The organism is Clostridium felsineum DSM 794 (assembly GCF_002006355.2).
Taxonomy (GTDB): Bacteria; Bacillota; Clostridia; order Clostridiales; family Clostridiaceae; genus Clostridium_S; species Clostridium_S felsineum.
On record NZ_CP096981.1, the window covers coordinates 170234 to 194724 of the forward strand.

The 24491-nt window shown below is 30.5% G+C and carries 20 protein-coding genes; 10 read left to right on the forward strand and 10 right to left on the reverse strand.

The features are described 5' to 3' along the window. Positions 1 to 12 precede the first annotated feature (12 nt). Both CLFE_RS23360 and CLFE_RS23365 read right to left on the reverse strand, forming a co-directional pair. A complete protein-coding gene (locus CLFE_RS23360; RefSeq protein WP_077893076.1) occupies positions 13 to 237 on the reverse strand; it encodes a hypothetical protein in 225 nt (74 codons plus the stop codon). Between the two features lie 215 nt (positions 238 to 452). Continuing rightward, positions 453 to 734: a hypothetical protein gene (locus tag CLFE_RS23365; protein WP_077893075.1), complete on the reverse strand. Its 282-nt coding sequence runs from the start codon at positions 732 to 734 to the stop codon at positions 453 to 455. Positions 735 to 852: 118 nt separating this feature from the next. On the opposite strand from CLFE_RS23365, the gene CLFE_RS23370 reads away from it, so the two are divergent. After that, positions 853 to 1884 carry an alpha/beta hydrolase gene (locus CLFE_RS23370; RefSeq protein WP_077893074.1) on the forward strand — a complete coding sequence of 344 codons (1032 nt, stop codon included), beginning with the start codon at positions 853 to 855 and terminating at the stop codon, positions 1882 to 1884. A gap of 51 nt (positions 1885 to 1935) precedes the next feature. On the opposite strand, the gene CLFE_RS23375 is transcribed toward CLFE_RS23370, so the two are convergent. From CLFE_RS23375 to CLFE_RS23385, 3 genes are all read right to left on the reverse strand, one after another. Further along, positions 1936 to 2613 carry a manganese catalase family protein gene (locus CLFE_RS23375; protein ID WP_077893073.1) on the reverse strand — a complete coding sequence of 226 codons (678 nt, stop codon included), beginning with the start codon at positions 2611 to 2613 and terminating at the stop codon, positions 1936 to 1938. 124 nt (positions 2614 to 2737) lie between these two features. Further along, positions 2738 to 3454, reverse strand: coding sequence for a protein kinase domain-containing protein (locus CLFE_RS23380; RefSeq protein ID WP_207651371.1), 717 nt, complete (start codon positions 3452 to 3454; stop codon positions 2738 to 2740). Next, entirely contained in the window at positions 3451 to 3651 is a 201-nt protein-coding gene (locus CLFE_RS23385) for a hypothetical protein (RefSeq protein ID WP_077834620.1), read from the reverse strand. Before CLFE_RS23385 ends, CLFE_RS23380 begins: the two co-directional genes overlap by 4 nt. A gap of 211 nt (positions 3652 to 3862) precedes the next feature. On the opposite strand from CLFE_RS23385, the gene CLFE_RS23390 reads away from it, so the two are divergent. From CLFE_RS23390 to CLFE_RS23405, 4 genes are all read left to right on the forward strand, one after another. After that, the gene (locus CLFE_RS23390) at positions 3863 to 4210 is read left to right on the forward strand and encodes a four-helix bundle copper-binding protein (protein ID WP_077893071.1); all 348 of its coding nucleotides are present in this window, start codon (positions 3863 to 3865) and stop codon (positions 4208 to 4210) included. Positions 4211 to 4465: 255 nt separating this feature from the next. Then, entirely contained in the window at positions 4466 to 5533 is a 1068-nt protein-coding gene (locus CLFE_RS23395) for a hypothetical protein (protein WP_077893070.1), read from the forward strand. A 15-nt stretch (positions 5534 to 5548) separates the two neighbouring features. After that, on the forward strand, positions 5549 to 8353 hold the full coding sequence (locus CLFE_RS23400) for an RICIN domain-containing protein (protein ID WP_169850921.1): 2805 nt from the start codon (positions 5549 to 5551) through the stop codon (positions 8351 to 8353). A 148-nt stretch (positions 8354 to 8501) separates the two neighbouring features. Beyond that, positions 8502 to 9758, forward strand: coding sequence for an MFS transporter (locus CLFE_RS23405; protein ID WP_077893068.1), 1257 nt, complete (start codon positions 8502 to 8504; stop codon positions 9756 to 9758). Between the two features lie 29 nt (positions 9759 to 9787). On the opposite strand, the gene CLFE_RS23410 is transcribed toward CLFE_RS23405, so the two are convergent. Beyond that, positions 9788 to 11284, reverse strand: a complete 1497-nt coding sequence (locus CLFE_RS23410) for a radical SAM/SPASM domain-containing protein (protein ID WP_077893067.1) — start codon at positions 11282 to 11284, stop codon at positions 9788 to 9790. 522 nt (positions 11285 to 11806) lie between these two features. Further along, positions 11807 to 14887: an MMPL family transporter gene (locus CLFE_RS23415; RefSeq protein ID WP_250944823.1), complete on the reverse strand. Its 3081-nt coding sequence runs from the start codon at positions 14885 to 14887 to the stop codon at positions 11807 to 11809. A 274-nt stretch (positions 14888 to 15161) separates the two neighbouring features. On the opposite strand from CLFE_RS23415, the gene CLFE_RS23420 reads away from it, so the two are divergent. The 3 genes from CLFE_RS23420 to CLFE_RS23430 all read left to right on the forward strand — a co-directional run bounded on the left by CLFE_RS23420 (position 15162) and on the right by CLFE_RS23430 (position 17579). Then, entirely contained in the window at positions 15162 to 15737 is a 576-nt protein-coding gene (locus CLFE_RS23420) for a TetR/AcrR family transcriptional regulator (protein ID WP_077834613.1), read from the forward strand. A gap of 137 nt (positions 15738 to 15874) precedes the next feature. Continuing rightward, on the forward strand, positions 15875 to 16303 hold the full coding sequence (locus tag CLFE_RS23425; RefSeq protein ID WP_077893065.1) for a hypothetical protein: 429 nt from the start codon (positions 15875 to 15877) through the stop codon (positions 16301 to 16303). 223 nt (positions 16304 to 16526) lie between these two features. Then, a complete protein-coding gene (locus CLFE_RS23430; protein WP_077893064.1) occupies positions 16527 to 17579 on the forward strand; it encodes a G1 family glutamic endopeptidase in 1053 nt (350 codons plus the stop codon). 191 nt (positions 17580 to 17770) lie between these two features. Here the strand turns inward: CLFE_RS23430 and CLFE_RS23435 are convergent, their stop codons facing one another. Next, positions 17771 to 18772 carry a sodium:calcium antiporter gene (locus CLFE_RS23435; RefSeq protein ID WP_077893063.1) on the reverse strand — a complete coding sequence of 334 codons (1002 nt, stop codon included), beginning with the start codon at positions 18770 to 18772 and terminating at the stop codon, positions 17771 to 17773. Positions 18773 to 18981: 209 nt separating this feature from the next. Beyond that, positions 18982 to 20268 carry a lactate racemase domain-containing protein gene (locus CLFE_RS23440; protein WP_077893062.1) on the reverse strand — a complete coding sequence of 429 codons (1287 nt, stop codon included), beginning with the start codon at positions 20266 to 20268 and terminating at the stop codon, positions 18982 to 18984. A 190-nt stretch (positions 20269 to 20458) separates the two neighbouring features. On the opposite strand from CLFE_RS23440, the gene CLFE_RS23445 reads away from it, so the two are divergent. Next, on the forward strand, positions 20459 to 21790 hold the full coding sequence (locus tag CLFE_RS23445) for a Vps62-related protein (RefSeq protein WP_077893061.1): 1332 nt from the start codon (positions 20459 to 20461) through the stop codon (positions 21788 to 21790). 56 nt (positions 21791 to 21846) lie between these two features. Here CLFE_RS23445 and CLFE_RS23450 read toward each other — a convergent pair whose 3' ends face one another. Then, complete coding sequence (locus tag CLFE_RS23450; RefSeq protein WP_077893060.1) at positions 21847 to 22794, reverse strand: NAD-dependent epimerase/dehydratase family protein; 948 nt, start codon at positions 22792 to 22794, stop codon at positions 21847 to 21849. A 133-nt stretch (positions 22795 to 22927) separates the two neighbouring features. Here CLFE_RS23450 and CLFE_RS23455 point away from each other — a divergent pair, with 133 nt between their 5' ends. Then, on the forward strand, positions 22928 to 24478 hold the full coding sequence (locus CLFE_RS23455; protein WP_242951588.1) for a glycosyltransferase family 2 protein: 1551 nt from the start codon (positions 22928 to 22930) through the stop codon (positions 24476 to 24478). Positions 24479 to 24491: the final 13 nt, after the last annotated feature.

Consider the following 24491-nt stretch of genomic DNA (forward strand, 5'->3'; position numbering starts at 1 on the left):
ATTTAGAATGACCTATCCAATCAGTCCAATTTTCGCACATTTTGATGCGTTGGTTGACTTACCTAGTCCTACAAAATTATCCTTTAAGTTTAGTATTTCTATTTGTTGACTTTTTGATAATTGGGAAAAACCAGGCATATTAATAATTTCCTTCATAGATACAATATGATCAGCTTCAAGAACATTTGTCTCATATCCATAAACAGGATCTACTTTTAATCCTTCTGCATTTACCATTTTTCTAATTTTACTATTTGGTGTCTTCTTTCTAAGATTGTTATATTCTGATTTTGTTATTGGGTTAATTGATTCATTATTTTTCCCATTAATCTTAAATCACTTTCACCTTTACTTTTAATAGCTTCTTCAAGCACCCATCTTAGTATATCCTTCTCCAGTTTAGCATTTGGCAATAAATTTGCTTTTCCTGTATTTTCTTTTGAATCCTCGTTTCACCTATAAATTCCTTTACGCTTAAGTGCTTTTAAATCAAAGATATTTTTGTCTGCATTTATAAATTCCGTTTTTGCAGTGTTCAGATTTATTGACATTCTAACCATTATACCTAAAATACTTTTTGAAGAATTAAAAATTTTGGTTACATCACCTTGAACTGCCTTAATTATATCTGAACTTGATCCATTATTTAATCTTCTCTGCTCTCTTTTTATATCATTTTTAACTGCTTCTGTTTTGTCTATTCCTTTTCTCAATTCTTTTATAAATGAGTCCATTTTTGAAGTATCTTTTAACTATTTTTCAGTATACCAAATTAAAATACGTAAAGACTACTTATATAAGCTTTAAACTTAAAGATTCATAAAAAAGTAGCTACCTAAGGAGGCTCTCAAATTGAAAAAAAACATAAGGAAGGTTTTAATCTTTTCAAGTATTATTGTACTGATAGCTTTTTTTATTATTATTGTCTTCATTAAATCAACTAGTAAAGGACTTGATACATATATTTCATTAAGGTTAAACATAAATAGTATACTTAAACCTAATTCAATAGATAACAAATCTATAAAAGAAGTAAGAAAAACCTTGGATACAGAGACTACTAGGTGGTCTAAGCCATCCATTCCTTTTTCTAATATCAAAAACTTCACTATAGTTACCAACTCAAATAAGGTACCTGTACGTATATACACTCCTGGAAATGCTAGTAATATACCTATAGTCATATACTCACATTCTGGTTCTTGGGCTGCAGGCAATCTTGATACAGAAGATAACGTTTGTAGAAAACTATCCCGAAACACAAATGCAATCGTTATATCTGTAAATTACCGTCTTGCCCCAGAAAATCCTTTCCCTAGTGGCCTTACAGATGTATATGATGTACTTCAGTGGACTTATAAAAATGCAAAAAGTATAAATGGTGATGAAAAACGTATAGCTGTTGTTGGAGCTAGTTCTGGTGGAAATTTATCCGCTGCCGTTTCTTTAATGTCAAGGGATAAAAATGGTCCTCCTATAGTCTGTGAAGTACTTATATATCCTTCCACAAATATATTTAAACTAAATAGCAAGTCCTGGTCTTACTTTTCCAAAAACATCAATATTCCAATAAAAGATATGGAAAGGTATGTATCCTTATATGTCCCTAAAAAAGAAGATAGAAAAAATTCTTACGCATCTCCTCTTTTAGCTGAAGATTTCACAAGGCTGCCTGATACCCTTATAGTAACAGCTCAAGTCGATCCCCTTAGAGATGAAGGAAATGCCTATGGAGAAAAACTTAAAAATGCAGGAGTTAAAGTTAAGCTTAGCCAATATACTGGTGTTCCACATGGATTCATTACAATGGATAGGATTACAAAAAAAGCTGATAAAGCCTTAGATGAGGTTGCTTTATATTTGCAAAAAGAATTTCATAAATAAAATATAAAAAAGCTGTGCGCAATTGTTGTGCATCAGCTTTTTCATTAATATTTATCTTCTTGGATTGGAGAAACTTGGCTCCGTTGGATTAGGATTTTCAAAATATCTACCTGGTGTTGATAAATCAAAATATAACTTAGAATCATCTGTTACACCAAAATCTTTATTAGAAGCTGTATCCTTAACCTTATTTAACGCCTCTCTAAATAAAGCATTATGAGCTTCCTCACGATTTAACAAGAAATCTATAGTATTTTTTACTTCCTTATCATCTATTTGACGATATAAGTACTCATATACAACTTTAGCTCTCTGCTCTGATGCTATATTGGAAAGTATATCTGCTACAATATCACCTGTAACAGTTACATAGTTTCCTGTCCAGGGTGCTCCAGAAGAATTTACCAAAGCTGGTGTTAAACCTGCTAGTACATGAGTTTCAATCTCTCCAACTCCAACAGCTTCGTGATTTACATTATGACCATTTAATAAATTAATAGTTTCAGCTACTATTTCCATGTGACTAAGTTCCTCAGTTCCTATATCTAAAAATAAATCTTTTATTGTTTGATCCTTAACTCTAAAACTTTGTGATAAATATTGAAGTGCTGCCTTTAATTCACCATTCCCTCCGCCTAATTGCTCCTGCATAAGAACAGCATATTGTGGGTTTGGTCCTTCAACCTTTACCTGAAAATTATTTAAAAACTGTTTTTCATGTTTAAACATTAAATCACCTCCAAAAGTATTATAAATTTAGTTTTTACTCTAATTTTATATTTATACTTTGGTATTTAAGTTAACATTAGCTATACAATATAAGGAACTAGTATAAAAATTAGTTACTAAAACTTTATGTTTTAATTTTCAAAAAATCCTTTTCTACCTCATAAATATTTGTATACTCATCATTCAAACCTATTAATTTTTTTAAAAAATTACGCTCCTCTATGGACAAGTCAAGTTCGTCATACCAGGGAACTGACTTCTTATTATTTTTTTTGAAGGAAGAATAGATTAAATAAATAAGTAGATGCCCCAAATATGAAAAGTCAACTGAAACACTATACTTTTTATTATTTATCCATCTAGCAAGCCCAAAATCAATAAGATAAACCTCATCTTTATTAATGATTACATTTGGTAACCGTATATCTCTATGAACAATACCTCTTTCATGTAAATATTTCATTATATTTATAAGCTTAATTCCTATTCTATAAATTTCGTCTGAGGTAAATATGTGATTACATCCAAATAACATATCCTCTAGGGTTTTTCCTTCTTTATATTCTAAGATATAAGCATACACTTTATCATCTTTTATTATATCAACTATTTTAGGAATTAATGGATGATTAATAGATGAAAGAATCTCTTCCTCAAAGATGACTTTATTACCGCTTTTTTTAATGGCTTTAGCTTTTATCTTCTTTAAAATGTATTGCTTTTCATTTAAAGTAACTAAGTAGCAAATACCAAATTTACCTTCACCTATTAATTTTACAATTCTATATCCACCCATAGAATCCCCTAATCTATATATTTTTTTTTTAAAAAATGGTATCATGACCACGAACTCTTATATTTTTTTCTTTTATGATGTCTTTCATCAGAATAATGATTTTTATGTGAATTATGACCTGAACTAGAATGTGAACCTAATACTCCAAATAAGCGTGATAAAAAACTCTCCCTTTTATAATATTTACTTCCCCTATGGTTATTATTATGATTTTTATTTGATGATCTTGAAAACCAGCCCATTTAATGCACCTCTTTTCAACTTATCCTTTAGATTTTTTATATTTATTATTTACATTATAATACTCCTTTATTCTTCATTGTTTAATGTTAGCTCTACTAGTCCATTTATTTGCCTATTCTAACATAAGTATAATATTTGGCATAAAAATTTTGTTTTTATCACACATTATAACTTGTAAAAATATTTATTCTAAGAAAGAAGGCTTACACAATGGGTGTAGTTACCGAAGTAACAAATCAATATCAAAAGTGCATAGATGCATGCGTAAAATGTTCTCAAGCTTGTTATGAATGTTTTGAAGCTTGTCTAAATGAACCAGACATCGATAGAAGAAGAAGCTGTCTAAAACTTCTTATAGAATGTGCAAGAATGTGTGAGATGTCTATGGCAGGAATGTCTATGAATAGTCAATTTGCAAAAGATCACTGTAAACTTTGCCAAGTTGCTTGTGACCAATGTGCAAAGGAATGCAGCATGTTCCAAGATGATCACTGCCAAAAATGTGCTGATGTATGTCGTACCTGTGCAAGCGAATGTGCATCTATATCTGGCTTCTAGTAAAAATTTAATCATTTTACTAAGGCAATTACCAATTTGTATTTAATGGTAATTGCCTTTTTTGTACTAATAAAATGCACATTTATTTTAAAAACTAAAGATTATCTTTGCTTATTGGTCAATGAGATACATAAGCCTATTAATATTGAGCTTAAATTTGAAAATATAGAGTCCAATAATATTGTAAATAATATACTTTACATAGTACAATTTATATATAACATTACATTATATGTTGATTTAGGAGGTTGTAATATGTTAAAAAAAATCATTACAGTTCTATCCTGTGCTGCTATATTGGCATCACCTATTAGTGCTGTAACAATGAATGCTAGAACTCTTCCACTTTTTAAAGGTGCAGAAGGCTGTGGTGCCTTAGCAGGTACAAACCTTACAACAACTACATACCACGTTACTAATATAAACGATTCTGGTAAAGGTTCTCTTAGAGATGCTGTCAGTGAACCAAATCGTACTATTGTTTTTGATGTTGCTGGTACTATCAATCTTAAATCAGAATTAGCTTTTAAGAGTAACCTTATAATTAATGGTCAAACAGCTCCTAAAGAAGGTATAACCGTTACTGGTGAATCTTCTTCCTTTAATAAAGCTCAAAATGATGTTATAAGATATATTCGCTTTCGTGAAGGAGTTACTGGTGGCGAACAAAAATGCTCTTTGTATATTGACAATGCCAAAAACATTATGGTAGATCATGTATCTATTGAGTTTGGTAAATGGGACAATCTCCATATGGAAAATAGCTCTGATGTTACAATTCAATATTCAATCATAGCAGATGGAATACATTCTCAATATTCAGGTGCTATTCTCCAAGAATGCGACAATCTATCTATCCACCATTGTTTATGGGCAGATAATAGAACTAGAAATCCAAAAGCAAAATCAAATCTTCAATTTGCAAACAACATTATCTATAATTGGGAGGTATGCGGTTTCGTAGGAGGTCATTCCTCTGAAGATCACTATCAAGATCTACTGAGTAACTATTTTATAAGCGGGAATAAATCAAGCAGCACCTTTATAGGTGAATGTACATCCTCTGACCATATATATAACTCAAATAACTATTTTGATAGTAATAAGGATGGTGTTTTAAACGGAAGATTGATTACTAATAACGATATTTCAAAAGCACAGGCTACTGTTCAAGCTTCTCCATATGTTAGCCCTATAGTTCCTATTACACTTCAAGATCCAGCTCAGGCTTATAATACAGTTTTAAATGAAGCTGGTGATTCCTTAAATCGAGACAGCGAAGATTTAAGCGTTATAGGTAAACTAAAATCTCTCGGAAAATAAATGGAGGAATTTTTTATGAGAAAGAAAAAAATATTAAGTAGTATTCTAGTATTATCTATGGTAGTTACAGCTTCTTCTACCTTTAGCTTAAGAAATAATGTATCTAAAGCTAACTCAGTTTATGCAGCTACTTTGAATAAAGTTTCTAATAATGACAAAAGAATTAGAGTAGACCTTGCACCCTTTACCTCTGGACGTACTGACATGTTTACTAAAGGGTGGAATAATTGGGTGGTTAATAGTGGTACTTCTGCCTCTCAAACCTATAATGGTGTTACCTTTAAATTAAGTAATGGAGGAAATACAGGAAATGGTATACAATCCGGTTGGTGCAAAGGCCTTATCCAATCTTCCTTAAATAGTCCAACCCTTACTCTTGATGGTGTAACTTCTAATGCCACCTTAGGAGGAGTAATAAAGCTTGAAATATCAGGTCTCCCAGCCGGTAATCATACTCTAACTACCTGGCACAGCTTTTATGATGATGTAAAAGCCGGAAGCATGTCTCTATATGTTGATGGAAACCTTAAGGCAAGTGGTATAAAAGGACCTACCAGAGTTACAGATGACGATGCTGCTGGTAAGGCATATGTTTCCTTTAATGCAGCTGTGGGAAAAACTGTTACTGTACTTATAAAACCAGATAATAACGGTAATTACAACAATGCTGTATTGAATGCCTTTGAAATTGACGGAGCAAACCCATTTCAAGGTATATCAAAACCAAAGCCTCAAGATGGCGATGAACATCTTCAAGGAAATACACTATCTTGGATGGCTGGCCAAGGTGCTGTAAGTCATGATGTATATTTAGGTACTGACTTTAATTCTGTAAATAATGCTAATACTAATTCTTCACTTTTTAAGGGTAATCAAAAAGGTACAAGCTATTTAGCCTCTGAACTTTCACCTATGAATACTTACTATTGGCGTATTGATGAAAGAGATAAAAATGGAACTGTTACAAAGGGTGCTGTGATGTCCTTTAGAACTGTACATTTAGCCTTCCCAAGTGCTGAAGGTTATGGACGCTTTGCAAGAGGTGGACGTGGCGGACGTGTTATTGAGGTTACAAATCTAAATGATTCAGGCTCTGGAAGTCTTCGTGATGCTATAGAAAATCAAAAAGGACCTAGAACAATAATATTTCGAGTTGGAGGAGTTATTGCTTTAAAAAGCAGGCTTGCAGTTCCAGCAGACGGTGGAGATGTTTACGTTGCAGGACAAACAGCTCCAGGTGATGGTATTACCTTAACTCAATACGCTTTTGGTCTAGCATCCGCCGATGACGTTATTATAAGGGATGTAAGACTTAGAGTTGGTGATGTGTGCGGTCAAGCTATGGATGGAATGGGCATGGCTGGTTCAAATAATAGTATTATAGATCACTGCTCTATATCCTGGTCCATTGATGAAGGTACAAGTTCTAGAGGTGCACATAATATAAGTTTTCAAAACAATATTATTGCAGAAGCCTTAAATAATTCAAAGCATTATAATGACTCAGATCCAAATCACACTGGAACTCAAAGACACTCTTTTGCAGGTTCTATTAGCGGTAATATAGGAAGCTTTCATCACAATTTACTTACAAACTGTACAGGCAGAAACTGGTCACTTGCAGGAGGCTTTGAGCAGGATGGTAAGCACTATGGAGGTTACCTAGATATTACAAACAATGTAGTTTACAATTACAAGGATCGTACAACGGATGGTGGTGCACGCAGAGTTAATTTTGTAGGCAATTACTATAAACAAGGACCTGTAAGCAATAATATGAATTTCTTCTCTATTGATGGAGATCAGCTTCATACAGGTGACATGCAAATGGCTTATCTTTCTGGCAATAAAATGGTAACCATTGATGGAAAAACTATATTAGATCCTAATACTGACAATTGGACTAAAGCAGGTTCAGCTTATTCAACTGTTAGTCAGGTTAGAAGTAATGTACCTTTCTTTCTATCCTATGTTACAATAGAAAGTGCTGATGCGGCTTATGAAACAGTGCTTAACAATGCTGGTGCAACAAAGCCTAAGAGAGATTATCTTGACACCAGATACATTAATGAAGTTAAAAAAGGAACCTATACTTACACCGGAAGCGTGGATCATTTAAAAGGAATTATTGATTCTCAAGATGATGTAGGTGGTTATCCAAAGCTTAAAGGAGGAAATGCTCCAGTTGACTCAGATCATGATGGCATGAGTGATGAGTGGGAAATTAAACATGGTTTAAATCCAAATGATCCATCGGACGCAAATAAACTTAATCTTTCAGCTGACGGATATACTAATCTTGAAATGTATTTAGATGAACTTGCTGGTGACAATGTTAAATATAAAAGCACTCAAACCAGTGATACTTCAGCAATTAGCATGGGTTCCTACTACAGGATTAAAAATGTTAATAGTGGTAAGTATTTAAGTGTACCCAATAATACTTGTGGAAGTAAAATTGTTCAAACAGGAAATGTTGATTCATCAAATTCAATATGGCAGGTTATACAAGCGGATAATGGCTGCGTAAAGCTTATATCACAGGCTGGCATTGACGGAAAAGTGATCGATGTACCTGGCGCTTCAAATGACAATGGTGTGCAGCTTCAAATATGGAACAGTGCTTCTAGCTTTGTACCCTATGAAGAATTCCAGCTTAAAGACAACAAGGATGGCACCTTTGGAATTTTGACTAAATCTTCAGGCGGTACTAAAGGCTTTGACGTAAATGGACATAGTACTGCTGAAGGAGCTAGTATAATTCAATATAATTACAATGGAGAAGCAAATCAGAAATGGATTTTTCAAAAAATAAATTAGTAGTACAAGTAAATATCTAAGATTTAAAAAACAAAACCACTATAATAAAACTTTAAAATAGTGGTTTTGTCACAATTTACTTAATAATACAAAAATGGTATAATATATAATAATATTTATTTTAAAATTACAAAAAGGACACTATATTATGAATAATAGAAATATACAATTATATGTATTAGCACGATTCATTTCCTTAATAGGCACAGGAATTCAAACAATAGCTGTACCACTTTTTATATTAGATTTAACAGGCTCAGGTACTGCAATGGGTATTTTTTCTGTATTGACAATCTTACCAGCAATTTTTACAGCTGTCTTATCAGGAATTATTGGAGATAGAAAAAATAGGAAATATGTAATGATAGCTATGGACTTAGCCAGAGGAATGCTAATATTTATTCTAGCTTTACTTGCCACAATTAATTATTTTAATATATACATACTGTTCATCATGCAAATATTTTTATCTATAATGGACGAAACCTTCAGTGGATCTTCAATAGGATTAATGCCCGAACTTATAGACAATACTGTGTTATTACAAGCAAATTCCCTTAAAGAAGGCTTTGATGCAGTGGCTACAATTATAGGACCTGCACTAGGTGGAGTTCTTTATGGATTATTTGGAATAAAAATAATATTTTACATCAATAGTGTTTCATTTATGCTTTCTGCCATATTATCTTATTTTATAATCTATAAAAGTAATTTAGTTAAAAAAGAAAAATTAAGTACAAAAATATTTTTAAGAGAAATCTCAGAAGTCCTAAAATTTTTATTTAGAAAGAAAGGATTATTTCAGCTGTCACTTTTTGCTATGCTGTCTAACTTTTTACTTGTTCCATTATTTGATTTAATTATGCCTTATGCACTAAAAAAAGGAATACATTTTAGTTCTCAACAATACGGATATATTACATGTTTCTTTACAGTAGGGCTCCTTTTGGGAAATGTGGCAATTTCTCTTTATTTAAAAAAATTCAGATTAAAGCTTCTTATGAAGATTGGACTAATTTTCGAAAGCTTTATAACAATTGTTATGTGTCTACTTTTTTTACCTATAATAACACTTTTTTTTAAAGGTTCAATAATCTATTTATTTATAGTTATGTGCATATCTTATATGTTAATTGGATTTTTTAATGCTATTTTAAATACTCCTATTTCAACAAATCTTCAAAAATTAGTTTCTAATGACCTACGTTCTAGATTTTTCTCAATATTTGGCTTATTAACTCAAGTAGCTATACCCATAGGTTCTTTTATCCTTGGCTTTACTCTTGATAAAATCAAATACTATGATTTGCTAATTGCTATAAGCTTAATTATAGCTATAATTTCATTAATATTTTTAATAAAAGCTTGTGATGAAGCATATGAAGCTGAAATTATTACAAAATAAGCTAGTACTACTGTTGTAATTTACTCACTTCAAATATTACCTATACCCTTAACACTATTATTTTCAATTATAAAATTTATTAAATCATCATATTGTTTTCTTCTGCAAACAGGCCTATTTATTAAATCTTTTTTTATTTTGTTTTCCATAAAACAATTTCCTTTGCATATTACAAAATATCTGCACCACTTACATTTTTCTGTTAAATCATTAGTTTTATTTTCATATAAACTATCAAGCTTAAACCTGTCTATATGTTCAATAATCATATCTTTATTTCCCATTGCTTCATTACAGTGGTATATGCTTCCATTGAAGTCTATTACTATATTATTATAATAATCACAGTAGTTATCACTGTAATATTCATTTTTACAATAAAAACTAGGATTTATAAATCTATTTATAATTTCATCATTATAAAGAACTAAAATATTACTACTCTTATTGTTCTTTGCTAATTCATACAACTTTTTAAAACTTATTGGTTCATAAAGTGGATTCTTCTTTTCTTCAACTCTGTGATATTCTATAACTAACTTTTGCGTATTTTCCCTGAAAATTTCATTTAAATATTTTATTAAATCTGCTTGGCAAGATATATTTTTATCATCTAAATTTATCCTGATTTTAACGGTAAAATTATTCTTAATTAATGTTTCAATATTTTTTATAATAATTGTAAAGGAATTTGAACCAAACCTTCTTCTTTTATTATGTATATCTTCTGTACCATCTAAAGTAATTATGAAATCATTAATTTTTTCTCTAAATTCCAAAAATAATTCCTTGTATCTATCAATATTTGTACCATTAGTTATAATATCAAACTTAGTTCTCTTTAACTCATTATTAAATAAAGCCTGAATACAATTATAGTTTTCATCTAAGAGTGGCTCCCCCCCATATAGAACAATAGTTTGATTATACCGACTATCTATATCCTTTACTAAATTCAAAATCTTATTGAAAGTATCTTGGCTTATATGATTTTTATTCACATGACTTTCAAAACAATATACACACTGCATATTGCAGTTATATGAAAAAATTATATAAACACGTTTATCTTTAATTTCCTTATTATTAATGGATTCCTTATTTGTTTTGTATTGCAAGTAATTTTTAATTAATAAATCTGTTATACTACTCTCTGATAAACTTAAGTCTTTAGCTTTTAATTTTTTATAATCATTTTCACTTAATTCATTTATGTTTCCATATTTAAAATTTACTATGTAAAACTTATTTTCATATTTAAATATATTTGTATCTTTAGAGATTATTAGCTCTTTGATTCCATAAGTACATTCTTTTATTAAACCTATTTTATAGAGTATTAAAAATTTCCTTTTAAATCTATCCTCTAAATTAAATTTACCTCTTGATATTAGTAATTTAAATATTTCAAGGTTATCACCTTTTAATTCATAAAATTTGTTTTTATAAACTAATATTCTCTCATCAATTTTATTAAATACAATGCCATCATTAACCTCATAGAATGTATTATTATAATTAATCATGTAATCTACCCCTTATGACTGAAATTTTATTGAATTTTATTACATTTTTTATATATTATCACAACAATTTTTTCAAGTCAATTTACAAATTGCCAAAAACCTGATTTGATAATATATCAAGAGATATCTTTTAAAATTGGTAGTTCTTTAAATAAAATCCAAATTTATTATTATAATATTAATGCAAAAGCTTATTTTCAGCATTTTACTTTTGCTACAATATCAAATAAAATAAATGTATAAAATTTAATTTTTTACTCAATTGTAAAAATAAGGAGGAGAATGAAATGATAGAAAATGAAATTAAAAATTTAAACATATCTTGTGAGGAAATAATTGCTTTAGAGGCAGCAGAAGAAAACTCACGTATGAGAGGACCCGTTATCATTAAATGTAAATAATAAATATAAAGCTTAAAACTAAAATAGGAAATAAATTAATAAAATCGTTAAACATCACAATTTTATCAACCTATTTCCCGTTTTAGTTTTTACTGCATATAAAACACATCTGTATTAGCTTCTAATTAAAATTACTTACCTTTCGATTAGAATCTATGTCCGACTCCATATCATCCTTTTCCTTACTAAATCTTTTCATTATACTTGACTTTATAGAAATCATAGCAGGTATAAATATTGGTAAAAATACTGTGCAAAGTAGTATAATTCCCAGTATAACTGTCAATGATAATTCCATTAATGTAGGAACGCCTGAAGGGTACATAGCTGCAAAGGTTCCAGATAAAATAATTCCTGCTGAAGAAATAACTCCACCCACGCTTTTAGCAGCACTCACTATAGCTTCCGTTAATGTCAAATCAGAATTTTCTCTATATCTCATTACAAGAAATATGCTGTAATCTACTCCCAGTGAAATAATCATAATAAACGAGAAAAATGGTACATTCCAGCTTAATTCTCCTTTTCCTAAAACATTATTAAATAGTAAACCTGATATTGAAATAGCAATATAATAGGATACTACCAAAGAAGCCATTATAAATACAGACATCCACGAATCTCTTGTAACAATTAAAAGAACAATAAATATACCACAAATCATGATTATACTTGACTTATTAAAGTCCTTTTGAGACATAGTTTTAAGATCATTATTCATCTGTGATATTCCAGATATTCCCCACTTAGAGTTCTTTAAGGTTGAAGTTTTCATTTTGGCTGCAACTACACTATTTATTTTATCCGTTATTTTCATAGCATCTTGTGAATATGGATCTATACTTAAAGTAACATTTATTTCTGTTATTTTTCTATTCTTTGACATATACATATCCATTGATTTACTAAAGTCTGAGCTATTAATTTTGTCCTGAGGAATAAAGAAGGTTTCTGAGCTCTTAGACTTTTGTAATTTATCAATATACGAATTTGCATCATTTAAACCTGTTGAAATATCTGTTAAACCTTTTTGTGCTGTTGAAAGTCCATCTGTCAATTGTTTTGTCTTATCGGAAATTCCACTTATTCCATTTATAAGTTGATTTTGACCATCCTGAAGCTGTTTAGAACCTGCATCTAATTGTACCATTGCATTAGCTATCTTATTTTGACCATCTGCTGCCTGAGCTAATTTATCTGCCATAGTCAAGCTTCCTGCTCTTAAGGTACTTGAACCTGATTTCATAGCTGCAATACCCTTTTGCGCTTGGCTAAGTCCATTGTTAGCCTTTTCTAAAGAACCATTAGCTTCATCTAAGCCTGCCTTTAATTTTGTAATAGCATCAACCATATCTTGTAATTTTGAGTTTAATTGAAGGGAAGTTCCCTGCATAGTAAGAAAGGTTGAATCTGACTTTAGTTCAGGATATTTTACTGCAAGCTGATTTTGCATATAAACAACATTGCCAAATGCAGCTTGGAAAGTTTTAACCTGTGGAAGGAGACCCTCTAACCCTGCTCCGACTTGATTATATCCTTTGCCTATAGCTGCATATGCATTTTGCAAATCATTAACAGAGCTTTGAAGCTTTCCTATAGAATCATCAAGAGTTTGAATACCACTAGATAAATCCTTTGAGCCTTCAGCTCCACTATTCATACCATTCTTTAGTTCATTAGTAGCTTTATTTATTAAGTCCATATTTGATGTCAAATCACTTGCACCCTTTTGAAGCTTTTCAAGTGATGATGTATCTACCTTCGCTCCTTTTAACTTAGAGGCAGCATCTCCTAAACCATTATTTATTTTATTAACACCACCATTTGCATCTTTTAATCCACTATTTAAAGAAGAAGCCTGATCTTTAACATATAAATCCTTTATCTTTTCTCCTTTAGGCTGGGTTACACTACATACTTCCTTAACTCCTTTAACCGATTTAATTGCTTCTGTAATTCCGTCTATTTCAGATAAAGTATACTGATTATCTAACCTGTAGTTATTTTCTATAGCTATATTTACAGGTAGTGCTTTTCCAACACCAAAATGCTCTGATACAATATTAAAGCCTTTTACAGATGGATAATCTGAAGCTATTTCCTTCAAATTGTTATAAGAAAGACTTGATGTGTAAAAATAACTCAAACCACATACTGCTAGTACAAGAATCAAAGCTAAATATGGATATCTGGTTGAAACGGTAGCTGCTTTTTCCCATATCTTACTATTAGAATGTCCAGCTGATTTAAAAGGCGACCAAAAAAGATGTCTTCCAAACAACTTCATAAGTGTTGGTAAAAATGTAAAAATCATAACTATTAAAACTGCCACACCAACTGCCACGGCTGATGCTGACTGATATATCTTAAATTGCGAAGCCATAAGACAAGTAAAACCAATAAGTATTGTAAGTGAACTTAAAATTACGGTTTTCCCTGCCGTCTTGTAAGTTGAGATTATAGCAGAATTTTTATCAAGTCCATTATTAAGCTCCTCTTTAAACCTTGTCAAAAGCAGCATAGTGTAATCTGTTCCTATTCCAAATAAAACAATTACTAAAAATACATTTGTAAAATTCGATATAGAAAAATTGAATTTATCAACTAGCTGTAATACAATACCTAAAGAGGTTAAATAACTTAAACCAACTGTTGCAAGTGTAGCAAAGGGAGTTACCGGTGATTTAAAAACTACAATTAGTATAGCTACAATTAAAAAAATAGTTATTAACTCTGTTTTTTTAACCCCAGCTTCTATAGTTTTTGAAAAATCCTCTGTTATAAAATCCGAACCTGTAGAATAGCTTTCTACTTTATCCGTTTTCATAACCTTTGTGATTTCATTTCTAATAGCTTCTGTTGTACGTCCCTTTTGTTTTACACTTATAGGTACAAGCAATGTGGTTTTATCCTTAGAAATCACCTGATCTTCAATATCCTTATTTGTAAATACATTGAGCACTGTTTTTACGTTGTATTTATTTTTATTCTCTTCTAATTTGGTTACCTTTCCTTTTATTTCATTTAAAGCACTGTCCGTAAGTTTCTTATCGCTGTGATATACCATTATTACATCTAGAACTTTGTCATTGCCCTTAACATCATCTAACTTGTTGAGTATGTTCTGTGCAACTGAATATGAATATTCCTTACCAATAGTTATCTGTCCTTTATCCCTTACAAGCCTACCCATGTCTGGCATAGTGAATAAAATGATTGTGATCACAATGGCCCAAAAAATAATTGATAAATAACTTTTATTAATCAATTTATTCAACTTCATCAATCCCTTCAAAAACATTATTTTCATCAAAATTATAACTTAAGTTAAAATAATACATGTGTTGAACTTTGATTATACATGTATTATAATAATTTTGAATGCTATAAACAATAATCAATTTTTAAAGTTATGTTTAAAATTATATAAATTAAAGTATTTTTGTTCGATTTTAATATATATTTAAGGAGATTTTATGAATAAAAAAGCAGAATATAAAAGTGCAATACGTTCAAGAAAGCTAATACGCGCAGCTTTCGCTGATTTAATAAAGGAAAAGGATTTAGGGAAAATAACCGTTACTGATATAGTTAAACGTGCAGACATTAATCGTGGAACCTTTTATGCACATTATCAAGATGTACAGGCAGTTTCTGACCAAATCGGAAATGAAATAATTGAAAAAATGTTAGAATTTTTAGGTGAATTTAATTCTAAATGTTTTTTTCAAAATCCCAAGCCTATTCTTTTGAAAGTGTCAAAATGGCTTGAAGATGACTTTGAATTTTATAAAACTCTAATAAATGCCAATGGGGCTGAACAATTCCTTGAAGAGCTAAAAACCATATTTGTTAATTACATGGAATTCGATAGTGCTGTTCCCGATAGCATAAAAAAAACACCTACCTTTCGTATACGTGTAAATTTCTTTGCAGGTGGAATTCTTAATATATTTCAAGTGTGGTTTAACGGTGATCTTGAGTATTCCTTTGATGAACTCTCACAAGAAGTGAGTGACATTATCTCTTGTGCTTCTGAACCATTTTTTTAGAGTTTTTCATACTACCATTTTACAATTTTTGTTATAAAACTTATATTTTAAAAAAACAGTTTACACTTTGTTTCCTCTAATGTAATATTATAGATAAAGTAAATAATATCACAAAACTTACAATTGGAAGATAAAAAATGAAAAAAAGATTAACAAGTTTGGTTTTAGGTGGATTAATTGCTGTATCAGCAATAATTGCTCCATACGCATCAGCCAGTGCTGCAACAAGGCAAATAGACTTATCAGGATGGCAGAATGATACTTACACAGTAAGTGCAGTATTAGAAAGAAATGACACAGACAACTATGATTTCACTGCTCCAGTATCAGGAACATATACCTTCACTACAGCTGCATCCTTTGGGAGTAAGGGAATACTTAACGACTTAACAACTAAACAAACCTATATTGACGTTAGTAGTGGTCAGGGTAAAAATTTTCTTATAAGAAAGCACTTAAATCAAGGTGATTCCTGTGATTTAGCAGTTAAGAGCTTTGCTATCGACCCAGCCAGAAGACAATGGGGCTCATATAGCCTTTTTATAAATATAACACAAGATCATTAATATATTTCTGGTATAGTACTTAAAATATATACATTACAAAGTATCTAAACTCTACACTTGATGTAGTTTAGATACTTTATTTTATTACATCCAATTACAAAACATATTATATAAATATTATAAAAGCTAAAATTATAAGTATTAGTTTTTGTAATTTATTGACATATTATTTATTAAGAACTATAATATATTAAAAATGTAACTAATTAGGAGGCGTTTATCATTGATAAACAAACATTTTAAAGTAATTATGTCTTCAATCATATTTGCTATGTTGGCATCATCAACAACTTTTGCCAAGCAAATAATAAATTCTACAAATGGTCCAAGCCTAAAAAATAAAGGTCCTGTTATTTTTAATACAAAAAAGCTTAAAACAAATCCAATAATAACTACTAAACAATATACTAAAACCTACCCTAATACAAAAAATACACCACCTAGCACATTTAACCCTTTAACAGCTACTGATACTGAATTAGATAAATATGGCTTTCCTTCAAGACCTACAGATAAAAAACAATTAGCTCAGTGGGAAAATGCTATGCGTCATGCTAAAAAACACGTTTCACTAAAAATTAAGAATTCAAATACAACTCATGGAACATCTCAAAGCCCTAATTGGACTGGATACGTGTGCCAAGGTTCAAGTAATAATAATACTAAATTTTATCAATCTTGTACTGAGTTTTTTATACCTCAATACAATGGCAGTACCAATGATGACCCAGCAATTTGGACAGGTATAGGTGGCTATAATGGTAGCTATTCTATTGTACAAGCGGGGGCTGATTTAAATGCTACAGGAAGTCCTTATTCTGGTACTACATATGGTGGAACTACACAATATGAATTTTGGATTGAGGATTTTCCAGAAAATGTATCATATGCATCAGGTATTCCAATAAAACCAGGAGATGAGGTATTTGTAAATGTAAAATATTCTCCAACCACCCATCAATCAACTGCTTACTTTGAAAATGATACAACATCACAATATGGAAGTGTAAATTTTGACGGTACATATTATGATGGTTCAAGCGCAGACTTCGTATGTGAAGCTACTGGCTCTCAATATCATGGTAATTGGCCAAGCATAAACTTTGTAGGAAATATGGCATATTATAATTATAATGAATCAACTGGAAAAGGTGATAGTTCTTATCTACCATTACTTAATTACGATACAATAAATTTACAATCAGGCAATTATACAGAAGCTGTCCCATCCAGTATTACCAGCAAACTTGGTGGATTTATGATAAATACTTATTAATTTAAAAACATCAACTTATCTATGTATAACCATAATAATAACCTAACTGAAACGCACTACAAATATTAGCTTACTTACTAATACTTGTAGTGTATTTTTAATAAAAAATATTCAACTACACTAACACCAAGATTTAACAAGCTCTTTCTAGTTTGATATTCCATAATCAAATCATATATGTACATATTTAGCTATATTAAAGCCTTTTCACCGATTATTGCTATAATAAAAACAATATAGAATATGCCATTAAAGGCTAATCTTTTATCCGATAAACGGTTTCTTTTTAAACATACCCATAATGAAAAAATTGCTACAAAGGTTACAATAGCTGAAATAATAAGGTATTTATCAAGCAACCAAGGTGTAAACATAATTCCTAAAGAACTGGGAACAGTAGCCTGTATCATCATAGAACCACTAATGTTAGAAAGAGCCAACTTCTCTTTTCCTTGCCTTACCCATATAATTGCATTTAAGGTTTCCGGTAATTCTGTTGCTACGGGACTCAATAATAGAGAAACCATATGAGGGGCCATTCCAAGTGAAATACTAAGTGTACCTAAATTATTTACAAACAGTTGAGAGCCTATAAAAATAAGAATAAGTGCCCCTATTGTTTGAGTTAAAATCAATAACTTCTTAGGTTGTACATTTTTAGGACTAATTTTTAATGGCTCCAAATCCTCAGCAATTTCATTATTATCAGCACTCATTTCCCTATAGAAATAAATACCATAGGCTATTAAAAATAAGATTCCAAGCAACGGCTTTACCGTAAAAGCTATAAGTCCTAGTGCAATTTTAAATACAAAAATCCACATAAACCAAGCTTGATCCCTTGCTAACTTTTTACCATCACACTTAATACACTCACCAAATTTTCTTTTATTGCAAAAGACAAATATTCCTATACCAACAACAGCATATGCAATTGTACTTAATACAAGTGGTCCGCCTAATGCAGCACCTATACCTATGTCCTTCTGCTTTAAGTTAGTTCCAAAGACTACAGCTATAAAGGTTACAATACTTTCAGGAAGTGCTGTACCAAAGGCAGCTAAAACTGAACCTACAGCACTTTGAGAAATTTTAAAAGCTTTACCCACCCATTCAATCCCGTTTACAAAGAATTCACAGCTAAAGTAAATCAAAAGCGCTGAAAACAGCATAATTAAAATTGTTAATATCATACTCTTTCTCTCCTTAAACAAAAAAATAAAAAAGACCTTCAGTGTACATAAAATACACCAAAAGTCTCGTTTCGCATTTTTAGCGGATATTGCCAGGTTTTTCAAACCACTATGTTGACAATATCTATCAAACTACTCCCTTTTGAAGCTAAATAACTTTAATTTTACTTAAGTAGTATACTAAAACTCTTTTAATATGTCAATAATTATCAAATTAGTTTAGGAAGCGTATTAGCTGCCTCAGGCATAAGGGTAATTGTAGCATCCTTGGAATTTGTTTTATAAACTAACTCTAACGCCTCCTCTATGGTTTTAACAAGCTTTATATTTGTTCTTTTAACTAATTTATGGTCTAAAGAAGAAACTAAAATTACATTAAATTTATCTGCACCTTCACAAAAATAATAGCCAGCATACTTAGAAATACTATACTTTTCTCTAAGATCTCTTTCCCTTTCCTCTGAAGTATCAAAGTTTAAAAACATAGACTGCATCTCAGCGTCTCCACCAAGTCCATCTCTACATTCAGCTAAAATTACAATTGTTCCATTGTCTTTAGTAGCTTCTCTGGCATTTATCATTATTTTTATAGATTGGTATAAGTTAATATCTTTTGGATAGCCTCCAGCTGACGCAATAGTAATATCAGATTTTCTAGATATATTAACTCCATCCTTTTCATCTATCATTTTTCTTCCCTTAGCATGTGCAGATATGTAATTTCCAGCTACTGCACCTACAATAGCACCATCCTTGTCTACCACTACATTAAACATAAAATCAGGTTTTACAAAGCTTGCTGCCTCTAACATATCTATATGTATTGGATTATTCTCTATATTTCCACAGCGTACGGTTTCATAAGTTCCACCACCAAAATTTTTGCTTAAGGACATAGCGTGATTTGCCATTACTGATTCATATGAAGCTATTCCTGGAAGTATGGTCTTCTTTCCTCCGCTAAAGCCTACTAAAAAATGATATACTATTCCTCCAGTTATAACTATATGATCACAATCTAATGCTATTTTATTTATTGAAACAGGTGTACCATAAGTGGTTTTTCCCAAATATACTAAGTTATTTTTATCAAGACAATCATGATCAATTATTTTGAACCTTTTTGAAAGCTCTTTTCCCAAAATCTTTTCATGCTCTTCTTCTGTTTGGCTTCTATGAGTACCTGTAGCTGATAGAAATATTATATCCTCATCTTTGACACCACCAGCATTTATTTCTTCTACAAGTTTCGGAAGATACTTATCTGTTCTCTGCCATGCCCTTGTCACATCTGGTACAACTATACAAACAGTCTCACCCTCATGTACTAATTCCTTCAATCTAGCACTATCTATAGGATTTTCTATAGCATCTTTAATAACTTCTTCTTCAGATTTTGTAGTTCCAAATTTGTTACTTTTTATTACCCCTATTACGTTTTTTTCATCTACATCAATTTCTAATTTTAAATCTCCATACTTCATTTTTTTGTCCATTGTTTAGCCCCCTTTTAATAAAACATATATACAATTTTATCATATTAAATATAATTTTTACACATAAGTATAAATTCTATAATCATTTTTTTACTTATTTGACATTTTGGCAATGTATTCTTATGACTAAATAAAAACTACAAGCATATTATATTATTATTTATCATTTAAAATTTGGAGGATATTTATTATGAACACTACACATTTAATAGCTTTAAAAACTTGCAGTGGTAACTTTGTATGCGCTGAAGATGGTGGGCATGGAGTAATTATTTCAAATAGAGTTAATATTGATCTTTGGGAAACCTTTGAAGTTATTAATCTTAAAGAAAATAAGATAGCCTTAAAAACTTGCAGTGGTAATTTTGTATGTACTAAAAATTGTGGTTATGGTGTACTTACCTCCCTAAGAAATACTATTGGTTCTTGGGAAACCTTTGAAATTATTGATCTTAAAGAAAACAAAATAGCCTTAAAAGCTTGTAATGGAAAATTTGTATGTGCTGAAAATCGCGGACATGGTATGCTCACTTCCAATAGGGATAATATAGATCCTTGTGCAACCTTCGAAATCATTGAGCTTAACTCAAATCCGGATGAACTAAAAGAAATGGTAAAAACATATGCTCCTATAATTTACTTTAATCCAAATGAAGAATATTTTCCAGTTAACGTTGAAGCTTTTTTAAATGGTTCTAGCATTATAAATGAAAAAGGTGAAATAGTAGCTAATGGAACCGACCTATTATCAGAAACAGAAGTTTTACCTGATAAATTATTAGAAAAAAATATCTACTTAAAACTCACAGATTCAAATATAAAATATGGAGATATTTCAAATTCAAAATGCTATGTTTCTTTAAATAATAGACACAACGGTCTACACTTAGAAATAAACTATTTCATTCTTTATGGTTATAATGATGGTATGCTTAACGTTAAATTTAATGATGCCTCAATTCTTAAAATAGGAGAAAATGAAGGTGTTTGGCAATATATAACTATTGTAATAAATACTAATACGGCTGCAATAGAACATATAGATTTAAATCAATATGGAAAAACTAAACAATTTAAACCTGAACAATTAGCCTATGAAAATAATCATGTAGTTATTTATTCCGCACTTAAATCTCATACTTTTTACAACGAAATCGGTGGAACTTCAGCTAAATATACCTCAGAAGAATTAGGCTTACTAAAAACCTCAAAAGATAAAGTTCTGTTTGAATTATATAATAACAATACTTCTCAAGGCATAAGATGGGATACTTCTCTTTCGTCTAATATTATTACTACTAATATTAGAAGTATGGAGGTAAAAGAACCTAAATGGTTAAAATTCAATGGCCGATGGGGAAGCGCTTACGATTTAAATGAAAAGGATTTGGAGTTATTAGATAAAATCTCCACCCTTCCTTATGGCGGAAAAATACTGAATAATCTTATATGGAGTTTTATTCCTTACAATAAAAAAGACCTTAACGGCCCAAATGGAATTAAATATAAAATTAATTATTAAAATATACAAATACCTATTTATACTTTTCTAAGGTATAAGTAGGTAAAAAACATACATTAATTCAAGTATTTTTGATAATTTATAGTATTTCTTATTGCTGTATCTAAGGTATAACTAGGACTATATCCTAACTTTCTTAACTTACTTATATCAGGTACACGTTGAAGTGTCTCTTCAAAATTGTCATCAAAGGCTTTTTTATATGGCACTAGTTCAATAACAGAATTTGAATTAGTTAGCAGCTTAATTTTATTTGCTAACTGTAAAATGGTTATTTCTTCAGTACCTCCAATATTGTAGACTTCACCTATTTTACCTTTTTCTAAAACTAATTCTAATCCATTTAAAACGTCTTCTATATATCCAAAGGTGCGAGTTTGCTGACCATCACCATAAACTTTTAAAGGTTCGTCTTTTAAAGCCCTATTAATAAATGTAGGTACTACCATACCAAAATTGCCAACCTGATAAGGACCAATAACATTAAAAAAACGTCCTATTTTAACCTTTACTCCTAGTTCACGATTGTAGGCAAGCGTTAAGTGTTCCTCTGTGAGCTTTGCTACTGAATAAAGCCAACTTGGCTTCTTACTTGAACCTAAAACATAATCATCTTTTTCATTTACCAGACTACTTTTTATCTTTCCATAAATAGCTGAAGATGAAGCCGCAAAAATTTCTTTGTTATATTTATATGCTGCCTCAAGTACATTTTCTGTTCCTAAGTAGCTAACTCTTAAGCAATCTATTCCTTTTAACATGGCAAGTCTTACACCAACTACAGCCGCCAGATGAATTACATAATCACATTCCTTTACCAAAGAAAAGACTAAAGCTTTATCTAAAACACTACCTTCTATAACTTCTGCTTTAGTATTTTTAAGCCTATCCTTTGAAGTTGATGAAAAGTTATCCAAGACAGTAACCTTATGACCTTTTTCTAATAATCTAAGTGTTAAATTAGTTCCAATAAATCCTGCACCACCTGTAATTAAATAATGCATTTTAATTAAATCTCCTTATTCTTCATTTTGTTATTAAATACAAACACTAAAGTTATTTAGCATATATTAAATTATATGAAATTTGAAGTTATCTGTTGCAGAGTAAGTTTAAAATTAATCAGGAGGCTCTTAAATGAATGAATATTATGATAATTACCTACAGCTAGATGAAATTTTAAAACAAATAAAGTCTTCCATAGAAAAAAAATCGCCTTATTCTCTTGTACGTTTTGGACATGGAGAAATGCATGTAGTAGCTCATAAAATTTTTCCTAAGCACAGAAATAGCATTTATTTTGGTTATTATTATAAATATGCTGGTATAACAGATTTAAGCGATGACATTTCACTAAAGTTACTTAATGCTTTAAAAAAGGCTACTTTAGTTGGATCAGAGGGACATATCTCTTATAATAAAGAGTTATTTGATAAAGTTATAGCTTATTACAATTTACACTTACCTTCTGTATGTAGTGCTTGGATTGCCCAAGAAATGATTAAATCAAAAAAATTCTTCGATTTACTAAAACCCCTAAAAATTATTATTATAGGAAGGCGAGCAAGAGAAGGCGCAGAAAAATTTAAAGCTTTAGGAATTGATGTAGTGACTACTATGGGCCATGAAGGCTTCAGCGAGATATCAAATACTATAGATAAGATTTCTAATATAGATGATTTTGATATTGCTTTAGTTTCAGCAGGTGTTCCAGCTACAATAATGTGTCCTGATATTGCTGAAAAAACCGGCAAGATTGCCATTGATTTTGGGCACGCTTTAGATATTTTAATAGATGGTGATAATTTTGATCATGAAAAAAAAGTAGCTACTTTTTACAACAAAATAAATTCAGAAAAGATTAAAAATATAAAGAAAAGAAATAGTGAACTTACAATTTTTATGCCCTCATTTAATCCAGGCAAATTTTTAAGAACAGCTCTAAAAAGTATCTTTTGGCAGACCCATCAAAACTGGCGACTAATTTTAGTAGATGACTGCTCTACAGATAACAGCTTAGAAACAGTTAAAGATTTACTTGAAGATCCTAGAATTACATTGATCAAAAATCCTAATAATATGGGCCAATCTAAAGCTCAAAATGCAGCACTAGAACTAATAACAACACCCTACTGTGTTCAATTAGATAGTGATGATTGGCTTTTCCCAGATACTTTAGAAAAATTATTAAATACTTTTAGCACTCAGCCAGAAGACGTTGCAGTTGTTAGTGGTAATTTTATAATCGTAAATACAAATTCTGAAGATTTAAAACGGGCTTATGATGAAAAAAAAGAGTTTAGTATTCGTAAACGTAAAGGACGATTTTTTAAAGATAAGTATGATTTTTTGGCCTCCAATACTACTTTATGTCCTCGCTGCTATCGTACAAACGCTTTAAAAAAAGTTGGTGGCTGGCCCACAGATGTTCCATATGAAGGTCGTCACATGGAAGACAGATTAATACTTTTGCGTTTAGCAGAATATTATAATTTCTATTGGATTGATGAGACCCTTTATGTCCATAGAAGACATAACTCTAACAGTACTAACAATCTAGAAGCTTATAATTATATAATTGAATGGGAAGATAGATACGTACTAAAACGTTGGGGTGATAAATACGAGCCTATATTTAAAATAGATGAGGGTGGTTGGAAATATATAGAAAGTATTATTCCAAAATAAAAAATACAAGTAA